The organism is Thalassospira australica (assembly GCF_044790785.1).
Lineage (GTDB): Bacteria > Pseudomonadota > Alphaproteobacteria > Rhodospirillales > Thalassospiraceae > Thalassospira > Thalassospira australica_A.
Window position 1 is genome coordinate 2,122,420 of sequence record NZ_CP085258.1, and the last position, 21,360, is coordinate 2,143,779.

Genomic DNA, 21,360 nt, shown 5'->3' on the forward strand with positions numbered 1-21,360 from the left:
TCGATACAATGTGGCGGGACCGAACGCTGCAAAGTTCGAAACCCGTACCGGGTTATTGCCAGGTGGCGAAAGAAATCAATCAGGAAGTGATGACAGTTTTTCGACGCGCCGTTCGTGGCGGCCGCCTTCAAATTCAGTCGTTACGAACGCATCGACGCAATCAAGTGCCGTCGCATCGCCAAGCAGGCGTGCGCCAAGACACAAAACATTGGCATTGTTATGCTGACGGCAAAGTTCCGCCGACAGGCGATCATGCACCAAAGCGGCACGAATTTCACTGAAACGGTTGGCGGCAATACTCATGCCGATACCTGACCCGCAGACAAGAATGCCGCGCTCGGCCTTGCCATTGATAATCGATTTGGCAACGGCTTGCGCATAATCCGGATAATCGACGGATTCTGATCCATCGGCACCAAGATCCATTACTTCCCAGCCATTCTCGGCAAGCGATTTGATGATTTTGGATTTGAGTTCGACACCACCGTGATCGGCAGCGACGGCTATGATCTTGGCGGTCATGTGCGAGCCCTTGATAAATACGCCAAACAGTAATTTGGAGCGCCTTTTAGCACATAGCATCGGAACTGCCAACGCACAGCAGTCGATGATCTTAAAGTTTTACCGGGACAACTTTAAAGTGTTCATCGTGCCATATTCTTATACTTAAAGAATGATATTCGCGCTCATTACGTTAGAAGTTGATAAAATAAACTCAAATAATAGACCATATACTTTGATATATACCGCTCACGGGCTCCCGCTCCAATCTGACAGAACTTAGTATCAGACCTAAATATCAATTGAACCTGAAAAAACACCTTCTGGTTACAGAATTGATTGATCGAATTTTCTGTAGCATATTATCTTGATTTGAACATATAAATAGAATTGATATATTGAATAACAGTCTTGTTTGACTATATCTGTAAAATAATGCAAAAAGCATTGTCTATTCGTAATGGCGAAGGAAATATTTTAATATGACTGATGCTGAAAACAGCGTTCTGGACCGCGACGAACTGCTACAGATGACCGTTGATATCGTTTCTGCTTATGTCAGTAACAACGCAATTGCATCCGCACAGATTCCGGAATTGATTTCGACAATTTTCAATTCACTTGACGATCTGCGTGAAGTTGAAGCCGTAGTAGAAGAAGAACCGCTGAAACCGGCTGTTCCGATCCGCAAGTCGATTGGCGATGATTACATCATTTGCCTTGAAGACGGCAAGAAACTCAAAATGCTCAAGCGTCATCTTCGGACGACCTATAATTTAACCCCGGAAGAATACCGGGCGAAATGGGGCCTGCCGTCAGATTACCCGATGGTTGCGCCGAACTATGCCAAACAGCGTTCGCAGTTTGCCAAGAAAATCGGTTTGGGTCGCAAGGCAAAGTAACCGCCGCCCCCTTTGATCTTAAAGAAAAAGCGTCTTCGGCAATTTCTGAAGACGCTTTTCTTTTATCCAGTGGAAACAAAAAAGCCCGGCATTCATGCCGGGCTTTCTGCTGATCAGAATGTCTGATTAGTTGGCGTAGTCGTAGCCGCCGTCTTTCCATTCATAGAAGACGTAACCCGGTGCAGCAACATCGCCCTTGGCATCGAAGGAAATCGAACCAAGAACAGTGTCGAATGCATCACCGCTGTGCAGCGCTTCGATAACAGCTTCAGAGTCGGTGGTACCGGCTTTTTCAACAGCCTGTGCCCAAGCCTGGACTGCACCATAGGTGTAAAGGGTGTAACCTTCCGGCTTGTAGCCCTGACCTTCGAAGTATTTTACGAGTTCGGCGTTGCGCGGATCTTTTTCAAGCGCCGGACCGGCGGTGAAAAGCGTGCCCGCTCCGGCATCGCCAGTGATCGACCAATATTCGAGCGAGTTAAGAGCATCCCCCGAAATTGCAACGGTCTCAAGACCCTGGCTGCGCATCTGACGAACGATCAGACCGAGTTCGGTGTGGTAACCGCCGTAATACAGGACGTCAACGCCTTCGGATTTCAGCTTGGTCACCAGAGCCGAGTAATCTTTCTCGCCCGGAGTAATGGCTTCGTACATGACTTCTTCAACGCCAGCAGCGTTCAGGTTTTTCTTGGTCTCATCAGCGAGACCTTTGGAATAAGCCTGTTTGTCATGAACGATGGCGATTTTCTTGTCGCCATAGTTTTCAGCAAGATATTTACCCGCAACTTCGCCCTGCTGGTCATCACGACCGCAAACACGGAAAACGTTATCCATGTCACGTTCGGTCAACTGCGGGTTGGTCGACGCCGGAGAAATCTGAACGATGCCTTCTTCGAAGTAAACTTCAGAAGCCGGGATCGAGGAACCCGAGCAGAAGTGACCGGCAACAAGAGCAACGCCCTTGCTGACGAGCTGGTTTGCAACAGCAACAGCCTGTTTCGGATCACAAGCGTCATCGCCGATTTCGAGAACGACTTGTTCGCCGTTAACACCACCGGCAGCATTGAGGTCTGCAACCGCTTTCTGGGCACCCTGGGTCATCTGCTCGCCAAAGGCGGCATACGGGCCGGTCATCGGACCAACGGTCGCGATAACGATGTCTGCTTTTGCTGCACCCATCGAGAGGACAAGCGCGGAAGCAGTTGCCAGAAGGCCGAGCTTGGTTTTCGACATAAGAGAAGTCTCCCTGTTCCAAAGGTTGGTTCCATCACCATGACAGAACCATCTTTTTCGGACCCTAAACCGGCTCGTTTTTTTGTCGATTACCGGTTTTGGCTCCCTGTACTTTAGCACTCCAGAATTGGTGTGCAATAGTACTAAACACTGCATTGCCAGCAATTTAACAATGCGGTGGTGACGGCGAGCCGTCACCACCAAAAAGTTCAGACGTCCGCCCCTTCACGTGCGCGAAAACCGAACGGCCCCATACGCTCATAAAGCCATGGATACTGTGACAGCATCTTGTTGACCCGGGTGATACGAAACGCCGCAGCCATGATTGCAAACAGGATAACCGTATCGAAGATGTATCCCGTAAGCGACAGCAACTCGCCTTCGAACAAAGCGAAGATCATGAAGCGGTCAGTTGCCCCCAGCAATAACGCATAGGGATAGAGCTGATAGAACGGTCGCCAGGTATTGGCGATCGCCTGTCCCGTCATGAACGCACAGAACCCCATCAGGATAACGGTCATTCCGATTGTGACACCAACGCTGGTACCTGTAATCGATTCCATATCCGTCCTCCTAGTGACCACCCTCGAGATAGGCCGCCCGAACTTCCGGATTAGCCAGAAGTTCTGCACCAGTACCCGAGAGAGTAATATTGCCGTTAACCATCACATAACCGCGATGGGCGAGTTTCAGCGCGTGGAAGGCGTTCTGCTCGACAAGAAAGACCGTTACCTTCTTTTCGCGATTGATCTTCTTGATCGTCTCGAAAATCTGTTTCACGACAAGCGGAGCAATCCCGAGAGAAGGCTCATCAAGCAACAGCAAACGGGGACGCCCCATAAGAGCACGACCAATCGCCAGCATCTGTTGCTCGCCACCGGACATTGTCCCTGCGCGCTGGTTAATGCGTTCCTTCAGGCGCGGGAACAATTCGAACACCATTTCAAGATCTTCGTCAAAGTACTTCGGATCCTGGGTGCTTGCTCCCATCTGCAGGTTTTCAAAAACCGACATTCGCGGAAAGATACGACGCCCTTCGGGCGACTGCTGAATACCAAGACGGCAAATCTCATGCGTTGGCATGCGACTGATATCCTGACCTTCAAACATAATGCGCCCTTTTGACGCCTGCGGTGATCCGCAACATGTCATCAGCAAGGTCGTCTTGCCAGCACCATTGGCACCGATCAATGTGACGATCTCGCCTTCGTTGACTTCCATATCAATGCCCTTGAGGGCTTCGATATTGCCATAGAAGGTGTGAACACCTTCAATCTTCAGCATGGACATATCGATCTGCTCCCTCGCTACGCATTCGGATCAAGATTAAGGTCGGCAGCGACTTCCGGCGGCAGCTCATCGTCTTCTTCCTCACCGAGGTAAGCACGAATGACTGCCGGATCGTTTTTGACTTCGTCAGGATTGCCGTCGGCAATCTTTTTACCGTAATCAAGCACGATCACATGGTCGGAAATCTTCATGACGACGCTCATGTCATGTTCGATCAGCAGAAGACCGATCCCCTGATCATCTCGGATGCTTTGCAACAGAACGTTGAGCTCCGCAGACTCACGAGGGTTAAGGCCGGCTGCCGGCTCGTCGAGACACAGCAAGGAAGGATTGACGCACATTGCACGCGCAATCTCGAGACGACGCTGAGAACCATAAGGCAGGTTACCGGCATTCCAGTCAGCCTGTTCATAAAGACCAACCTTGTTCAGCCAGAATTTGGCGGTTTCAAGCGCCTCTTTCTCGGCACTGGTATAGCGGCCGAGCTTGAACAGACCTGCCAGCGAGAAAGCAGATGCCTCCATAAGCTGGTTATGCTGTGCAACAATCAGGTTTTCCAGAACCGTCATACCTGTAAACAGACGAATGTTCTGGAAAGTACGCGCCACACCATTGTTGCGCGGAATGCGAAAGCCTTCCATACGTTCCAGCAAACGAGGCCCGTCATTGGCATAAAGCGTCAGGCGTCCCTCGGTCGGTACATAGAACCCGGTAAGACAGTTGAAAACAGTAGTCTTCCCTGCCCCGTTCGGGCCGATGATTGCCGTGATCTCGCGCTTTCTTGCCGTAAAGGAAAGATCGTCAATGGCGACCAAGCCACCAAAGCGCATGGTCAGATGTTCGACTTCAAGCTGTATGTTGTCGGTCATTTGACTTCTCCGGCAACTTTTTCTTTCTTGCTCATATTCAGCAGGATGGTCGGCTCACGGAAAGACAGCAATCCGCGCGGACGCCACAACATGATGGCAACCATACCAGCCCCGAAAATCAACATGCGATATTCAGCAAGTTCGCGGAACATTTCAGGGAAACCGATCATCACAATCGCGGCAAGAACCACCCCGATCTGACTGCCCATACCACCAAGAACAACGATGGCAAGGATCACGGCAGATTCAAGGAAGGTGAAGCTTTCCGGACTGATGAAGCCCTGACGTGTCGCAAAGAATGCACCGGCAAAACCGCCAAACATTGCACCGATGGCAAATGCCGACAGTTTGGTGTTTGTCGGATTGATACCCAGCGAACGACATGCAATTTCATCTTCACGCAACGCTTCCCATGCACGACCTATTGGCAGTTTACGAAGGCGTACGGTGACAAAAGCCGTCACCAGTGCGAGCAGAAGGATCAGGTAGTACAGGAAGATCAGGCGATGCATCGATGAATATTCGAGGCCGAACAGCTCGTTGAAACCCAACATACCTTCAGGAACACGACGGCTGAAATCGGCAAAACCGAAGAAGCTTGGACGCTCAATTGAAGAAATCCCGTCCGGCCCCCCGGTCAAATCATACCAGTTGATAAGAACCACACGAATGATTTCACCAAATCCCAGGGTCACAATCGCAAGATAATCCCCGCGCAGTCGCAGCACCGGGAATCCCAGTATAATTCCGAAACTTGCGGCAAAGATACCGGCCAGCGGCAAGCACAACCAGAAGCTCAGATCGAAATGCTGCGACAACAATGCATAGGAATAGGCACCAACCGCGTAAAAGGCGACATAGCCAAGATCAAGCAAACCAGCAAGACCGACCACAATGTTCAGCCCCCAACCCAGCATGATGTAGATCATGACCAGGGTTGCAAGGTCGATAGCGGAACGGTTTTCACCAAACAGGAACGGGAAGATAATGAAGAATACAATCCCCAATGCCCCGATCTTTTTGGTGTTGGTCCGATATGCGAGTTGAATTTTTGACGAAAGCTTGGAACCGCTTTCTTCCTCGTCGGCTTTTGGCTTTTTCATACTGAAATAGGCAATTGCAAAAACGATAGTGATGAAGGCAACAGCCACAATCACACTCGTTACACTGCTAAATGCCATATCCAGGAAGACCGGAGAAGCCCAACGATCATCCATGTCGCGGAAGCGGACAAACATCTCGAAGACCGCCACTGCCGCGACGGTAATCAGCACAGCCTGCCCCACACGCGATATGTGTTCGCGGCGGAAAATCAATGCCAATCGGCCAATGATTGTCGAGATAATGGCGGTAACGACAAGATCCCAACGAACCGCCAGTTCAAGCCCGGTCGGACGGTCAACGGTCTCGACACCAAGGATCATGACCGACATCAACAGTGCAATTACAGCAAAGAACGCGAGTTCCTTGACAATTTCGGCACCGGAAACCCGTGAAGAAGTGATAAGAGAAGACATCAGACTTTCTCCACCTCCGGCTTACCAAGCAGCCCCCATGGACGGAAGATCAGCACAAGAACCAGAATACCGAACGTCGCAACGTCCTTGTATTCGATCGTGAGATAGCCCGACCAGAATGCTTCGATCAAACCGATCAGCAGACCGCCAAGCATCGCCCCCGGAAGTGAACCGATCCCGCCCAAAACGGCAGCGGTGAACGCCTTAACACCGGCAAGGAAGCCGATATAGAAGTCGATCACACCGTAATACAGGGTAACCATCATGCCAGCGACTGCAGCAAGGGCAGCGCCCATGACAAAGGTCGTGGAGATCGTGCGGTCAACGTTGACACCAAGCAGGCCAGCCATCGTGCGATCCTGTTCACAGGCGCGCTGGGCGCGACCCAATGAGGTTTTCGCAATCAGCGTCGAGAACACAGCCATAAGGACAAATGTCAGAAGAATGATGACAATCTGCATATAGCTGAGCTGGACGTTGAAATTCGGGCTTTCCATCAGGGTGATGCCGCCCTCGATCAACGGCTGCATCGGCTTCACGCGGGCACCCTGCGAAATCTGAACAAAGTTCTGCAGGAAAATGGACATGCCGATGGCCGAAATCAGCGCGGCTAGACGGAACGATCCGCGTAGAGGCCTGTATGCAATTCGTTCAACGCCCCACCCGTAGATAGAAGTGAGCACCATTGACACGAACAGCATCAAAAGAAGTGTAAGCGGAAGGATGCCGCTAATCCCTGCTGCCTGACAGATCAGGAAGGTAATCAGGGAATGAAACGCGCCCAGCATATAGATTTCGCCGTGCGCGAAGTTAATCATGCCGATGATGCCGTACACCATCGTGTAGCCGATGGCGATCAAGCCGTAGATGGCTCCCAGCGTCAGACCGTTGATTAATTGTTGTAAGAAATAAGCCCAATCCATTGCACAACCTTAGATTTGGCGCAGACAAACGAGGTCTTCGACCGACTGGCTGAAGGTGCAAAACAAGATACAGTTGTATTGATTGGATGAGACCAAGTCTCCCCATTGCCCCCTAGCAAACCTCCGAAGCCTCCGTCTTTTTGTTATCGGGTTTTCCCCGGTTCTAGCTTTTGGGCACGACCATTCTTATTGTGGTTCATTATCCAAAAGCGCGATTAGAGCACAAACCTTAGACACATGAGGTCGAAGGCTGCAAGCGGCTTTGATAAATTGGTCAAAAACACCAAATCGCATTTCATTCTTAGAATAAAACACCAAGCTACCAAATGCATCGCTCTTTATATTGTATATTTTATCCCTTATTAAGGACATATTCAAGCTTTTGTACCGCGACGCGCTTGAGTTGCTCCGGATTCCTTGAGACCGGACCAGCCACGGTCACCTCGATTCCCGTTTTACCGTCAATTGCCGTACAACGCAGATAGTTCCCAACCTGTCGCAATTCGAAATAGATCTCGCGCGGTGCATTGTTTTTTGTCGTCATTCATCAATCCGGGAATTTCTGTTCGCCGCTTTTCCAGTTAGCGAAGGTAAATCTACCACTAATGCCGGCTATGGTATTCATAAAAAAACAGGCCCGGCAAATACCGGGCCTGCATGATACACTTCAAGATGCCGTAGCGTTATTTGTCGCCATCCAGCATTTTGACAATCGCTGAGAAATCCATCCCGCCATTGCCCCCATTCGAATAAAGCGCGTACAGGCTTTCAGCCAACGCCCCCATCGGGGTTGTCGCCCCGGCCGATGCCGCCGCCTGCTGCGCCAGCTTCAAGTCTTTCAGCATCATGTCGACAGCAAATCCCGGCTGATAGTCGCGGTTTGCAGGAGATGTCGGAACCGGTCCCGGTACGGGGCAATAACTGGTCAGGGACCAGCACTGACCGGACGCCTTCGATGAAATATCAAACAGCTTCTGCGCATCAAGGCCCAAACGCTTTGCAAGCATAAACGCCTCGGATACGGCAATCATGCTGACGCCAAGCACCATGTTGTTGCAAATCTTTGCCGCCTGCCCGGCACCACTGGTGCCTGCATGAATGATATTGCTGCCCATTCCCTCAAGAACCGGTTTCGCGCGATCAAAATCACCATCATCGCCGCCGACCATGAATGTCAGTGTTCCGGCGGTCGCCCCTGCAACCCCACCAGAGATCGGCGCGTCAACGGCACCAAGACCTTTGGCCTTCGCCTGTTCAGCAGCTTTGCGCGCAGCATCAACTTCGATGGTGGAGCTATCAATCAAAAGAGTGCCCGCCTTGGCATTGGCAATCACGCCGTCTGGTCCGTCATAAACCGACAGAACGTGCTTTCCAGCAGGGAGAACCGTGACAACGAACTCGACATCCTTTGCCGCGTCGGCAACTGTCGTGGCCTTGGTTGCGCCTGCTTCAACCGCCTTGCCAACCGCAGCTTCGGACAAATCAAAAACCTTCAGCGCGTGACCGGCCTTGATAAGGTTGGCCGCCATCGGGCCCCCCATATTTCCCAGACCGATGAAACCGATTTTCGCCATTTGGAGTCTCCTCTGATCTCTCGATTATCGAGATTCTGCTTTAATTTCCGGAAGTTACTGAGCCAGTCAGAACTGTAACTTCAACTCTTTATCTTCAGGTAAAAGGTCAAAATATGTCGCAACATCGCGTGGATCTACCTGACCAATATCGGCGTGTTGCCATTTCGGACTGTGATCCTTGTCAACAATCACCGCACGGACCCCCTCAAACAGATCGGGCATACGAACGGTGCGCTGTGACAAACGGAATTCCATTGCAAGATCCTGCGCCAGCGTCATGTTGCGCCCCTGGCGTATCTGCTCGAACGTCACGCAAACAGCAATTGGCGACTTGCTACGCAATATCTTGACCGTTTCTTTGGCAAAATCAGTCGAAGACGCATCAAGTGCGGCAAAAATATCTGCCACCGTATCAGCACCAAACAGTTTGTCGATCTCGGTGCGCAGGGGTTTCAGGGCAGCCTCATCACCTTTTACATGGTGATCATCCAGAACCTTCTTTACCGCAGCAAAAGGATCACTCCCACCCTTTATGGCCGACAGATCCGACTTCAGCGCGGCAATATTTTCGCTATTCACATTATGGGTTGCCAAGTCGGCATAAAGGCAATCGGCGGCCTTGATCCGGGCACCCGTCAAACCAAGATACAGTCCGATCTGGCCTGGGCAACGGGACAGAAAATATCCGCCCCCGACATCGGGGAAAAAGCCGATTCCGGTTTCCGGCATGGCAAATAATGTGCGTTCCGTCACCACCCGGAAATGTCCGTGCACCGAAACCCCGACGCCCCCGCCCATCGTAATGCCGTTCATCAAGGCGACGTAAGGCTTGGGATATGTGGCAATATAATTGTTCAGGCAGTATTCCCGCCGATAGAATGCATCAAGGAGAACATCGTCATTACGTTTTCGCGCATCATAAAGTCCGCGAATGTCGCCACCTGCACAAAAGGCCTTTTCACCCGCCCCTTCGATCACGATCGCAACAACCGTGGCATCGTTTTCCCATTCACGAAGTTTGACTGTGATTGCATCAACCATCGTCAGGTCAAGAGCATTCAATGCCTTGGGCCTGTTTAGCAGGATATGGCCGATTGCCCCGCTTTTAGAGAAAACGACGGATGCCTCATTGCCTGGCGGCGAACTTGTCGCGTTTTCGCTGCTCATAAATCAATCCTTTAACGCGGCACGAGAGATGATCAGGCGCATGATTTCGTTCGTGCCCTCGAGAATCTGGTGAACCCGAAGATCACGCAGAAGTCTCTCTATCGGATATTCGCGGATATAACCATATCCGCCATGAAGCTGTAACGCTTCATTGCAGACCCTGAACCCGATATCCGTACCGAAACGTTTTGCCATTGCGCAGAACTGTGTTGCATCCGGCGCCTTGTTATCCAGTTTCCAGGCCGCTTTGTGCAACATCAACCGTGCCGCTTCGAGCTCTGTCACCATGTCGGCATATTTGAACTGCAATGCCTGAAACTGATCTAGCGTTTTGCCAAACTGTTTGCGGACCTTCATGTGATCGCGCGCATGATCCATTGCGGCACGCGCACCACCGATTGAACAGGCCGAGATATTAAGCCGCCCACCGTCAAGCCCCATCATGGCAAACCGGAAACCCTCGCCCTCTTCTCCCAACCGGTTCTCGACCGGAATTTTGCAGTTGCTGAAAATCACGGCGGATGTCGGCTGGCTGTTCCATCCCATTTTTTCTTCAAGCTTGCCAAATGACAGGCCTTCGGCATCTTTCGGGATGATAAAGGTCGAAATGCCCCTGGGGCTGTCATCGCCAGTTCGAGCCATGACGATATAAACATCACTGCGTGACCCGCCCGAGATGAATGCCTTCTCGCCATTCAGGATATAGTGATCACCTTCCCGAACGGCACGGGTACGAAGTGCCCCTGCATCCGACCCTGCCCCCGGCTCTGTCAGGCAGTAGCTTGCGAAATGTTCCATGGTCACAAGTTTCGGAAGATATTTTTGACGCTGATCTTCGTTGCCGAAACGGTCAATCATCCAGCACGCCATGTTGTGGATCGAGATATAGGCTGCCGTTGACGGGCATGCGCTTGCCAGTTCTTCGAAAATCACCGCGGCATCCAGACGGCCAAGACCCGATCCCCCGACATCTTCGCGTGTGTATATGGCGGCAAAGCCAAGTTCGGCTGCCTTGCGCAAAGTTTCTTCGGGAAAAATGTGTTTTGCATCCCACTCGCCCGCATACGGTGCCATTTCGTTTTGTGCGAAATCGCGGGCTGCCTGTGCAAATGCCTGCTGGTCTTCAGACAGGTTGAATTCCATTGGATCGCTGCCTCTGAATGTTTTGGTATTTTCCCTTTACGTAAACGTGAATTCGGACCTTTGTCAATTCATTCGGTATAACAGTACCGAATTATGTGAATGTATTCTGGTCGGGCTTTCTCATTCCGTCATTTGCGGATTTTTCATCCATCTTCTTGTCGCCATGGCGCGAATATGCGTTACTTCCGCAAAATCAATACAACCTATAATCAGGGGAAACGACATGACAGGATCATCCAAACCCGAAACCATCGTTTTGCATGCAGGATACCGTGCCGACCCGGCTACCGGCTCGGTCGCGGTACCGCTATATCAGACAACCAGTTACCAGTTCCGCGACACTCAACACGCAGCCGACCTTTTTGCCCTCAAAGAGCTTGGCAATATTTACACCCGCCTGATGAACCCGACCAATGATGTACTGGAGCAGCGCATTACAGCCCTTGAGGGCGGTGCTGCTGCGGTTGCCGTCGGCTCCGGTCAGGCAGCCTCAACTTTCGCCGTTCTGAATATCGCACAGGCTGGCGACAATATCGTCAGTTCGACGGATTTGTATGGCGGCACATGGAACCTGTTTGCCAATACGTTCAAACAGATGGGAATCGAAGTACGCTTTGCTGATCCATCCGATCCGGAAAACTTCCGACGCCTGACGGATGACAAAACGCGCGCCTATTACGCCGAAACCCTGCCGAATCCCAAGCTTCATGTTTTCCCCATCCGGGAGGTCGCCAATATTGGCGATGAGCTTGGCATTCCATTGATTATGGACAACACTGCCGCACCGGTGCTGTGCCGTCCCATCGATCATGGCGCAACCATTGTCATGTATTCGACCACCAAATTTATCGCTGGCCACGGTACGTCGGTTGGCGGGATTGTCGTCGATTCCGGCAAGTTTGATTGGGAAAAGCATGCCAAACGCTTCCCGTTGCTGAACGAACCGGACCCCAGCTATCACGGGGCGGTCTGGACGCAGGCCGTCAAACCGATCGGCCCGGTTGCCTATGCAATCAAGCTGCGTTGCACATTGCTGCGCGATGTTGGGGCGGCCGCCTCGCCTTTCAACTCGTTCCAGACCATTCAGGGCATGGAAACGCTGCCGCTGCGCATGGAACGCCATTGCGAAAACAGCGCCAAGGTTGCCGACTTCCTGTCGTCCCATCCCAAGGTTTCCAAGGTGATCTATCCCGGCAAACAGGATGGTGAAAGCCGCCGCCGTGCCGATACTTATCTTAAGGGCGGGTATGGATCACTTATGGGGTTTGAGCTTGCGGGCGGCAAAGCAGCTGGTGAGAAATTCATCAACAGCCTTGGCCTGTTTTATCATGTCGCCAATATCGGCGACACCAGATCGCTTGCCATTCATCCGGCCACGACAACGCACAGCCAGCTTTCCGAACAGGATCGTATTTCGTCTGGCGTAACGGACGGTTATGTCCGCCTGTCGATTGGCATCGAACATATCGATGACATTCTTGCCGATCTAAAACAGGCACTCGATAAAGCCTGAGCGATCATATCGTTGAATATGAAACCGGCCCTGTTTGTACGGGGCCGGTTTTTTTATTGACCATCTTCCCAATCAAAGGTAAACGCGCATTATCGGCAAAACATGCAAAACAGGCAAATCGATGTCGAGTGTCAATTCGCGCCAGCGTGAAATCGAAAAACTCCTTCACAGCCAGGGCACAGTTCATATTCATGACCTGTCTGCACTTTTTCATGCGTCCCTTGATACCATTCGGCGCGACCTGCGCCAGATGGAAGATGCCGGAAGCCTCAGGCGTATTCATGGCGGCGCCACCTTGCCAAGCACAGCCCGCGAAGGATTTCATGACCGGGCACAGGATTTAAAGCCGGAACGATCCGAAATCGCCCGCAAGGTCGCCCATGACCTTGTTCCGGATCATGGTGTGATCTTTTTTGATAGTGGTACAACCATCTATGAAGTCGCCCGGCATTTAAAACCGTCATTTTCCGGCACCGTGATCACGGTCAATCCCCTGATTGCCGTTGAACTGGCCAATCATCCGAATGCGAATATCATCATGATTGGCGGCACGGTTCTGAAACGTGACCTGGCGATCTGCGGACCGACAGCCATTGATGAAATACGCAACTATAATGCCGATCTTGTGCTGCTGGGTACCTGTGCCCTTCATCCCGAACTGGGGTTGACCACCAGCACGACTGAGGAACGCGCCACCAAGGCAGCCATGCTTGCACAGTCTGCTGAGGCCATTGCTGTCACAACCGCTGACAAACTTGAAACCAGTTTGCCGTTCAGGGTCTGTGACCTTGACGCGATTTCCCATCTGGTAACCGGCAGGAAGCTGTCGAGCGGATATCTGAACAATTATACCAACCGCGGGATCAATGTGATCCTTGCCTGACGAAGGCGGAGCCCCGAATGCCTATCTCCAACCAGATTGCCCATAACAGAATCCGTGCCATTTTCTTTCTGCATGGTGCGGCCTTTTCAAGCTGGGTCCCGCATATTCCGCTGGTGCAGGAGCGCCTTGGATTTGGTCACGATGATCTTGGTGCCATATTGCTGGCTGCCGCAGTTGGCGTTCTTGCCGTCATGCCGGTTGCCGGTCGTCTCTCGGATAAATTTGGCAGCGAACGTGTCGCACGCTATTCCGGGGTGGCCTATTTCATTTCCGTTGGCATTCCGGTCTTCATGCCAAGTTTCATGTCGATTGCGATTGCCATGTTCGCACTCGGCTTTTTTGGCGCATTCCTTGATATATCGATGAATGCCAATGGCCTGAATGTTGAGCGGGCCAAAAAACGCAGCGTCATGTCGGGCTTGCACGGGTTCTGGAGCCTTGGCGGTTTTGCCGGTGCCGGAACGACGGCGGCATGGTTTGCCCTGCCCCTGCCGGTTGAATGGCATCTTCCGGTCATGCTGACCCTTTTCCTGATTTTGCATCTGGTCCTTCAACGCCAGTTGATGCCTGATGCCGCAGTTCCCCATCCTGCTCAGACACCGGAAGGCGCATCCGCCAAACAACGCGCGATGTTTCTGACCCTGCTGCCATTTGGTGCCTGCGCCTTCATCGGCCAGTTTGGCGAGGGGGTCATTACCGACTGGGCAACGGTTCTGATGAATACGGAACTCAATTCCGGCCCGACAATGGCGGCCGTCGGTTTTGCCTGCTATTCGGCAACCATGGCGATCACCCGACTGTCGGGCGACTGGCTGGTTACGAAATTTGGCCGCCCGCAAATCCTGCTATCCAGTTCGGCATGCGCATCCTTTGGCCTGTTTGTTCTGGCTCTTGCGCCGCATTATGTCGTTGCCTGGATCGGGTGTGCTATCGCCGGGGTTGGACTGGCTGTCATCCTGCCGCTTCTGATTTCTGCCGCCGCACAGGCAAGTGGCAGAAGCGGCGGTGCGGTCGTATCGACCATTGCAGCAACCGGTTATACGGCCTTGATGGCCGGGCCACCGGTGATCGGTGCTATTGGCGAAGAAGTCGGATTGGTTACCGCTTTTGTGCTGACGGCCAGTTTTCTGGCTTTGATAATACCGGTTTACCTTTTGACCATGCGCAAACGTCTTTACGCTACCAGCAACAGTTGATCCGCCGTCAATTCTGCCCCATAAATTGGTCACCTCGTTTCTGAATTCAGAATGCCGCCCCACTGACAAGAGAACAGATCATGGCCAAAACAGTCACTTATGGCACTTTCCCGCGCACACGCCTTCGCCGGACCCGCATGAGCGACTGGTCGCGTCGCATGGTGGCGGAAACCCGATTGACGGCGCATGATCTGATCCTGCCGGTATTTGTGATTGACGGTAAAAACGAACGGACACCGATCCCGTCAATGCCCGGTGTCGAACGACAAAGCGTTGACGTGCTTGTTGAAACGGCAAAACACGCTGAAAAGCTTGGCATCCCTGCCCTTGCGCTTTTCCCCTATATCGATGCCAGCCTCAAGACCAAGGATGCGCGCGAAGCATATAATCCCGACAATGTGGTTTGCCGTGCGACAAAGGCGATCAAAGACGCCTGCCCCAACCTTGGTGTCATCACCGATGTTGCGCTTGATCCATTCAATGCGGATGGTCAGGACGGAATCGTGATTAACGGTGAAATCCTTAATGACGAAACGACCGAGGCCCTTGTGCGCCAGGCACTGGTCCAGGCGCAGGCAGGATGCGATGTTGTCGCCCCGTCCGACATGATGGATGGCCGTATCGGTGCCATTCGCGACATCCTTGAATCCGAGGGGCTTAAAAAGGTCCAGATCATGGCCTATGCGGCAAAATACGCATCGTCCTTCTATGGTCCGTTCCGGGATGCAATCGGATCGGCCTCTGCCCTGGGCAAGGCGGACAAGAAAACCTACCAGCTTGACCCCGCCAACAGCAGCGAAGCGATGCGCGAAGTCGCCTACGACCTTGAGGAAGGTGCCGACTCTGTCATCGTCAAACCGGGCCTTCCGTATCTTGACGTTCTGTATCGGGTTCGCGAGGAATTCGGGGTTCCTGTTTTCGCCTATCAGGTATCAGGCGAATACGCGATGTTGCGTGCTGCGGCCCAGAATGGCTGGCTTGATTATCTTGGTTGCGCTATTGAAACGCTGTCCTGTTTCAAGCGTGCCGGCGCATCAGGCATCCTGACATACAGTGCAATTGACGTTGCCGAGGCAATTTAACAAGGGAACTTTTTTCGGTTTTTTGGAAAAAGTTCTTGATTTGTTCTTTTGGTTATGGCATAAGAGCAAAATCAACGGGATAAATGGGCCCGAAGACAAAACCCGCAAAGCGTGATTCGCTTTTGCGGGTTTTTTGCGTTTCGGGCAGCAAAAACAGGAATGAGACGATGACGCGACAGCGATCTGACTTGATGAAATGGAAGCGGCGATATCGCCGAAGGGACGTTCATTGCGCATGGAAAAGCCATTACGGCGGTGGTGTGTTTGTGCCGTAAGGCCGTGGAAATCATGCGAAAAACTGTTGTTTATCATGACGGGAGAAATGTGCCCTTTGGGTAAGGGCGTTTGTTCGGGGCAGCGAGTGCCGGGGCGAGGCGAAGTTCGTCCGGTCCGGTTCAGTCCAGCCCGGTCGATGAAGCCTGAAAATGCCGAGAATCAGCGGGCCTGAATTGCGTCTGGACTGGATCGGCACTGGATCGGCTGACGGGATTGGTTGCCAGCGGGTCGATGATGCGTTCGGAGATGCCGAAAGGCTGGTCATCAATGGCAGGATTTGTGCCTGCCCTGCGACAACGCCTTCGTCCTTGGGGCGAGGTGCGCTTGCAGTGTCCATCGAAAGCCCGCGGCGTTTGTTCGGGGCAGCAGGGACTGGGGCGTGTGGTCGGTCTGGTGCAATCCAGTTCTGTCCAGCCTACCCGGTCGGTGGCGTTTGGCGATGCAAAGAGCAGCGGGGTTGGCTTGGCTGGATTGGTTTGTCGGTTGATCAAAATCGTCATTCCGGGCGAAGCGCAGCACAGACCCGGAATCCATACCCTGTTGGAAGAGACTGGATTCCCGCTTTTGCGGGAATGACGATCAGGTCGGGAGTACCTTGTCAGCGGTCCGAGGCCCGTTTGACGGGCCGTTCTTACCGGGGCGTTTTATCCATTATCAGGCACAGCAGGCTTCGCTTTTGGCACCTGATACGTCAATGCCATGACCGATGGCGCGCGCACAAAAATGCGGACGCAGACCCGACTTTTCAAACAGGCTTTCGATGTCGTCCTGACCATCGAGGAATCCCCCCTGATGCACCAGAAGCGTCTGAATGCCGGCTGCCAGTCCGCCCAGTACATCGGTATGGATCGTATCACCAACCATCAGGACCCGGTTCCGGCTGATATCGGGATGACGACGCAGGACTTCATCAAACACGTGACCATAGGGCTTGCCAACGCAATCAGGTATCACGTTGCAACGATCAGCCGCCTTATGGGCAAAATATCCGGACTCAACCGACAGGAATGCCCCCATCGGCGCACAGATATCGGGATTGCCGACCAGAATGGGGCGCGGATTGGCCGCAAGGCTTTCTTCCAGATGATTCTGCTGGATATCGGACCAGTTTTCAGAATCAATAAGAACAAACCCGTCAACCGCATCATAAAGAGCACGATCTGCGCCAAGGGGTTCCACCCTGCCCGGCAGGATATCAAATGGCCAGTGAACCGGTGCCATTGCCCCCCAATGGGACAGATCCCTGTAGGTTTCCATCATCGGGGCCACGAATTGCTGGCTGCTGATCAGGTTTGTCGTATTGAAATCAAACCCGCGACCGCGATGCCGTGCGAGGATCGCCTCGGCCGAACTCGATGCATCATTGGTGACAACGGCAAGTTTTTTGCCTGATTTCTGAAGGGCGGCCACGGTTTCCACCGCGCCGGGTATGGCTTGCGCCCCGCTGTTGAGCACACCGAAAGCATCGAACACGATCAGATCAAATTGATCCGCGATTTCCAGAAGGTTTCCAACATATTGCGTTTTTGCAGGAACAGAGGCCGGATCAACCTGCGGCAAACGCGGTGCATATTGCAGATAAGCGGCGATTGCCTGCTCAAAACTGAGCTGCGGGCGGTTGATACCCATCTGTTCGTGTCTCCTGTCGAATAGAAATCCATTGAAAATCGTGATTGCTGTTGTAACTGGTCCGCTCTCAATTGGAAAGCGATTGGTAATTTAATTAGCTATGCGCTGAAAACATAGCAATAAACAACGAACCAATTCTGTATTATGACGTTATTTGAGCGTTTTCGTTGCAAAAACATGACTTTCTGCGCTTTCCAGTCGCCAGCCATGCAAAAAATGCATTGGATTTCACAATCAACCGGGCGTAGTTTGCATTCACGAGTTAAAAACGATGTATCGACTGGCAAATGCAGAAATATGCAGATGATCATTCGGTACATATCAAGCAGACCGACACGTCAAACCAGTTAACTATTCCTTCATGGAATATCTTCGGTGAGCACATGCCGGTTATCTGAATGACAGCGCCAATTTGAAATTGGCCGGTTTGAAATAGGTGATGAAATGATCGTAACCAAGATTTTTGCTTTCCTGCGCGCCCTTCGCGTTCAGTACCAGACCCAGAATGCGCTCCGTAAACTTGATGCACGTGAGCTGGCAGATATCGGCCTGAACCGTGACATGATTGACGATGTTGCACATCGCGTTGCTTTCGGTCAGTAAGCCAAGACCGTAGCCGTCCAAAGAAAAGCCCCGGCATTGATTGCCGGGGCTTTTCTTGTTTCGGGATAACGCACTGACTAAGGTCAGCAGCACGACAATCCGTTCTAGCTGGCAAATACGGCTTTGTAATCCTCGCGCAGGATATTCTTCTGTACTTTTCCCATCGCATTGCGCGGAAGTTCGGGCACAAAGAAAACACGCTTGGGCACTTTGAAATTGGCAAGCTGCCCCTTGATCGCATTCATCACATCGTCTTCGGATAGTTTATCGCTGCTGCGGACAATAACGGCGACAACCGCTTCGCCGAAATCCGGATGCGCGACACCGATCACGGCACTTTCGACAACACCATCCATCTTGTCGATGACCGTTTCGATTTCCTTGGGGTAAACGTTAAACCCGCCGGAAATCACAAGATCCTTGGCGCGGCCAACGATATGGACATATCCCTTCGCATCGATTTTCGCGATGTCCCCGGTAATGAAAAACCCGTCGTCGCGGAATTCCTCGGCCGTTTTTTCCGGCATTTGCCAGTATCCGGCAAAAACGTTCGGGCCTCGCGCCTCCAGAACGCCGATCTCGTCGGTTCCTAGCACATTCCCCTTATCGTCACAGATCCGGACTTCCACATCCGGCAGGGCCGGCCCGACCGTATGGACGATCCGCTCGCCATTGAGCGGGTTGGATGTTGCCATCCCCATTTCAGTCATGCCGTAACGTTCCAGCAACGCCTTGCCGGTCCGTTCTTCGAAGGCCACAAATGTTTCGGGCAGCAAGGGAGCCGATCCGGAAATGAACAGCCGCATACCCGATGTCACATCGGCATTGAAATCGTCACCGGATAACAGCCGGACATAGAATGTCGGCACGCCCATCATGACGGTACTGCGCGGAAGCAGCGCCATGACCTGATCGCGATCGAATTTCGGCAGGAAGAACATTTTCGATCCCGACAGCATCACGCAATGACATGCAATGAAAAGCCCGTGCGTATGGAAAATCGGCAGCGCGTGCAAAAGAACATCGTCCGGGCCAAAGCCCCACAGCTTTTCCAGGGTCGCCGCATTTGACCATAGATTGGTCTGGGTCATCATGGCGCCCTTTGGCTTGCCCGTCGTCCCGGATGTGTAAAGAATGGCGGCAAGTTCATCGTCAGCACAGGCAACCGGGGTAAATTCGGCAGGAAAATCCGCCGCCTGATTGATCAACGCCCCCCCGCCCGATGTGCCAAGTGTTAAAACCTTTTCAACGCCCTGTGCGTCGGCAATTGCCGTTACTTCATCTTCGCGGTGAGGCTGACAGACAAAAATAACCGGTGCCGCATTCCCCATGAAATAGGCAAGCTCCCCCGCCTGATATGCGGTATTAAGCGGCAGATAGACCAGACCTGCACGGATACAGCCCAGATAAAGGAACAGGGCTTCGGGGGACTTGTCGACCTGAACCGCGACACGATCCCCTTTTTTGGCACCAAGGGCTGTCAACAGCCCCGCAATGCGCGCAGAGGCCGCATCGGCATCGCCGTAACTGTATGTTGTGCCTTCTGCCGTTTCGATCAGGACCTTGGACAGGTCGGATGGAAAGCGGCTTCGTATGCGCATGAAAAGGCTGTTGGTCACGGCGTATCTTCCCTGTTTCAGATCTTGTGCCGGGCATTCATGCCGCCCGGTGTCATACCGGGCAGCATAGTGCACACAAGAATATCCGCAAACAAGTACTGTTTTACCGCTATGGCCGGTTTGGGTCAGCCAACCTGTGGAAATTCACCATCAATAAACGGGAATGTTTCGCCAACCGTCACCAGCAATTCCGGATAAAAACCGTTGAAATGGGTGGCCAGCGCGTTGCTGTAGGCACCGATATGACCAAATTCGATCCAGTCCCCTTCGCGGATGTCGGCGGGCAAGGTCACGGTTGCCGGAAGCACATCCATATTGTCGCAGGTCGGGCCATAGATCGTGAAATCGAGGGTATCATCTTCGTTGAAATCGCCGCCAATTCGCATTGGCCGGACCGGGAAACGCAACTGCCCGGTCACAGCTTCGGAAAGGCTGCCATAAACACCGTCATTGATGAAGAGCTGGTCTTCCTTGCGCAGGTGTACCTGCGTGATCAGCGACACGCCACTCGACACCAGTGCCCGGCCCGGTTCGCACATAAAGGTGGTATCGGGCAGACCAAGCCAGCGGATGCAATCCTTGATTTCCTCCATGAAGACCTCAAGCCCCGGTGCGCGCTGGTTCATATACTGGCCGGGGAACCCGCCGCCAACATCAATATAACGGACTTTAACCCCTGAAAAATCAACAACCTGCCGGATCAGTTCGATGGCAATGCGATACCCGTTGGGCGTTGTGCATTGTGACCCGACATGGAAACAAAGCCCGGCGCTATAGCCATAGCCATCAACCTTTTTCAAAAGTTCCGATGCCGTCATCGGACGTGCGCCGAATTTTGCCGAAAGGTTATAGGCCGCCCCTGCCGGCGGGGTTGCCAGGCGGACATGAATGACCAGATCGGTTTCGCCGTCGGTTTCGGCGCGGACTTTTTCAAGTTCGTCCTCGGTATCGATCACGTAATGCTTTACGCCGAAAACACGGTGCGCACTGCGAATGGCATCCCGGCTTTTGACGGGATGCATGAAATAGACGTTCATGCCCGGAAACTGGCGACGGACAAGTGCAATTTCCTCGGGCGAGGCGGTATCGAAATGGCGAACACCGCCCTCATGCAGGTAGCGCATGATTTCCGGGTGCGGATTGCATTTGACCGCATAAAGGACATTGCCGGGAAACATATCGACAAACCGTTTAGCCGATTCACGCAGGATGTCGGGACGAAGGCAATAAACCGGATAAGAAGGCTTAAGTTCACGAACAACATCAAACGTCGTGTCGAAATGGCGCGGCATGGGTATCCCCTTGTCCTTACGGAATTGTATCTGTGGCGCATTCACAATCAAGAATGCAGCCCGCGTTTATTTAGGGTCAGTACCCTAACCCTATCAACCCTGCCCCTGACTGTCATGCCTAACATGGTGAAAGGACCTTGCCTTTCCG

20 protein-coding genes are annotated in these 21,360 nt (G+C 52.6%); 6 read left to right on the top strand and 14 right to left on the bottom strand.

Translation table 11 applies throughout. The features are described from left to right. Positions 1–75: 75 nt before the first annotated feature. Entirely contained in the window at positions 76–522 is a 447-nt protein-coding gene (gene rpiB, locus LG297_RS10190; protein WP_404426792.1) for a ribose 5-phosphate isomerase B, read from the bottom strand. Between the two features lie 461 nt (positions 523–983). Between rpiB and LG297_RS10195 the strand changes: the two genes are divergently transcribed. After that, positions 984–1,403, top strand: coding sequence for a MucR family transcriptional regulator (locus tag LG297_RS10195; protein WP_404426793.1), 420 nt, complete (start codon positions 984–986; stop codon positions 1,401–1,403). Between the two features lie 126 nt (positions 1,404–1,529). Here the strand turns inward: LG297_RS10195 and LG297_RS10200 are convergent, their stop codons facing one another. The 10 genes from LG297_RS10200 to LG297_RS10245 form a co-directional block, all read right to left on the bottom strand. Further along, complete coding sequence (locus LG297_RS10200) at positions 1,530–2,636, bottom strand: branched-chain amino acid ABC transporter substrate-binding protein (protein ID WP_404426794.1); 1,107 nt, start codon at positions 2,634–2,636, stop codon at positions 1,530–1,532. A 209-nt stretch (positions 2,637–2,845) separates the two neighbouring features. After that, positions 2,846–3,199 (bottom strand): DUF6867 family protein, encoded by a 354-nt coding sequence (locus tag LG297_RS10205; protein WP_404426795.1) that lies wholly within the window; start codon positions 3,197–3,199, stop codon positions 2,846–2,848. A 10-nt stretch (positions 3,200–3,209) separates the two neighbouring features. Continuing rightward, positions 3,210–3,920: an ABC transporter ATP-binding protein gene (locus tag LG297_RS10210; protein WP_404426946.1), complete on the bottom strand. Its 711-nt coding sequence runs from the start codon at positions 3,918–3,920 to the stop codon at positions 3,210–3,212. Between the two features lie 23 nt (positions 3,921–3,943). Beyond that, complete coding sequence (locus tag LG297_RS10215; RefSeq protein WP_404426796.1) at positions 3,944–4,795, bottom strand: ABC transporter ATP-binding protein; 852 nt, start codon at positions 4,793–4,795, stop codon at positions 3,944–3,946. After that, entirely contained in the window at positions 4,792–6,312 is a 1,521-nt protein-coding gene (livM, locus tag LG297_RS10220; RefSeq protein WP_404426797.1) for a high-affinity branched-chain amino acid ABC transporter permease LivM, read from the bottom strand. Before livM ends, LG297_RS10215 begins: the two co-directional genes overlap by 4 nt. Next, on the bottom strand, positions 6,312–7,235 hold the full coding sequence (locus LG297_RS10225; protein WP_085643237.1) for an ABC transporter permease subunit: 924 nt from the start codon (positions 7,233–7,235) through the stop codon (positions 6,312–6,314). Before LG297_RS10225 ends, livM begins: the two co-directional genes overlap by 1 nt. A gap of 352 nt (positions 7,236–7,587) precedes the next feature. Beyond that, positions 7,588–7,779, bottom strand: coding sequence for a DUF6898 family protein (locus LG297_RS10230; protein WP_404426798.1), 192 nt, complete (start codon positions 7,777–7,779; stop codon positions 7,588–7,590). 139 nt (positions 7,780–7,918) lie between these two features. After that, a complete protein-coding gene (gene mmsB / locus LG297_RS10235) occupies positions 7,919–8,809 on the bottom strand; it encodes a 3-hydroxyisobutyrate dehydrogenase (protein WP_404426799.1) in 891 nt (296 codons plus the stop codon). Positions 8,810–8,875: 66 nt separating this feature from the next. Next, complete coding sequence (locus LG297_RS10240; protein WP_404426800.1) at positions 8,876–9,976, bottom strand: enoyl-CoA hydratase/isomerase family protein; 1,101 nt, start codon at positions 9,974–9,976, stop codon at positions 8,876–8,878. A gap of 3 nt (positions 9,977–9,979) precedes the next feature. Next, positions 9,980–11,119 (bottom strand): isobutyryl-CoA dehydrogenase, encoded by a 1,140-nt coding sequence (locus tag LG297_RS10245; protein WP_404426801.1) that lies wholly within the window; start codon positions 11,117–11,119, stop codon positions 9,980–9,982. Between the two features lie 223 nt (positions 11,120–11,342). Between LG297_RS10245 and LG297_RS10250 the strand changes: the two genes are divergently transcribed. The 4 genes from LG297_RS10250 (at position 11,343) to hemB (ending at position 15,793) form a co-directional block, all read left to right on the top strand. Then, a complete protein-coding gene (locus LG297_RS10250; protein WP_404426802.1) occupies positions 11,343–12,632 on the top strand; it encodes an O-acetylhomoserine aminocarboxypropyltransferase/cysteine synthase family protein in 1,290 nt (429 codons plus the stop codon). A 121-nt stretch (positions 12,633–12,753) separates the two neighbouring features. Further along, positions 12,754–13,515 (top strand): DeoR/GlpR family DNA-binding transcription regulator, encoded by a 762-nt coding sequence (locus LG297_RS10255; protein ID WP_404426803.1) that lies wholly within the window; start codon positions 12,754–12,756, stop codon positions 13,513–13,515. Between the two features lie 17 nt (positions 13,516–13,532). Beyond that, entirely contained in the window at positions 13,533–14,711 is a 1,179-nt protein-coding gene (locus LG297_RS10260; RefSeq protein ID WP_404426804.1) for an MFS transporter, read from the top strand. Positions 14,712–14,791: 80 nt separating this feature from the next. Further along, positions 14,792–15,793, top strand: coding sequence for a porphobilinogen synthase (hemB, locus tag LG297_RS10265; RefSeq protein ID WP_404426805.1), 1,002 nt, complete (start codon positions 14,792–14,794; stop codon positions 15,791–15,793). A gap of 930 nt (positions 15,794–16,723) precedes the next feature. On the opposite strand, the gene LG297_RS10270 is transcribed toward hemB, so the two are convergent. Then, a complete protein-coding gene (locus LG297_RS10270) occupies positions 16,724–17,698 on the bottom strand; it encodes an HAD-IIA family hydrolase (protein ID WP_404426806.1) in 975 nt (324 codons plus the stop codon). A gap of 444 nt (positions 17,699–18,142) precedes the next feature. On the opposite strand from LG297_RS10270, the gene LG297_RS10275 reads away from it, so the two are divergent. Continuing rightward, positions 18,143–18,301, top strand: a complete 159-nt coding sequence (locus tag LG297_RS10275; RefSeq protein WP_404426807.1) for a DUF1127 domain-containing protein — start codon at positions 18,143–18,145, stop codon at positions 18,299–18,301. 104 nt (positions 18,302–18,405) lie between these two features. Here the strand turns inward: LG297_RS10275 and LG297_RS10280 are convergent, their stop codons facing one another. Then, positions 18,406–19,920, bottom strand: coding sequence for a malonyl-CoA synthase (locus tag LG297_RS10280; protein WP_404426808.1), 1,515 nt, complete (start codon positions 19,918–19,920; stop codon positions 18,406–18,408). A 125-nt stretch (positions 19,921–20,045) separates the two neighbouring features. Continuing rightward, positions 20,046–21,212 carry a type III PLP-dependent enzyme gene (locus LG297_RS10285; protein WP_404426809.1) on the bottom strand — a complete coding sequence of 389 codons (1,167 nt, stop codon included), beginning with the start codon at positions 21,210–21,212 and terminating at the stop codon, positions 20,046–20,048. Between the last annotated feature and the right edge of the window lie 148 nt (positions 21,213–21,360).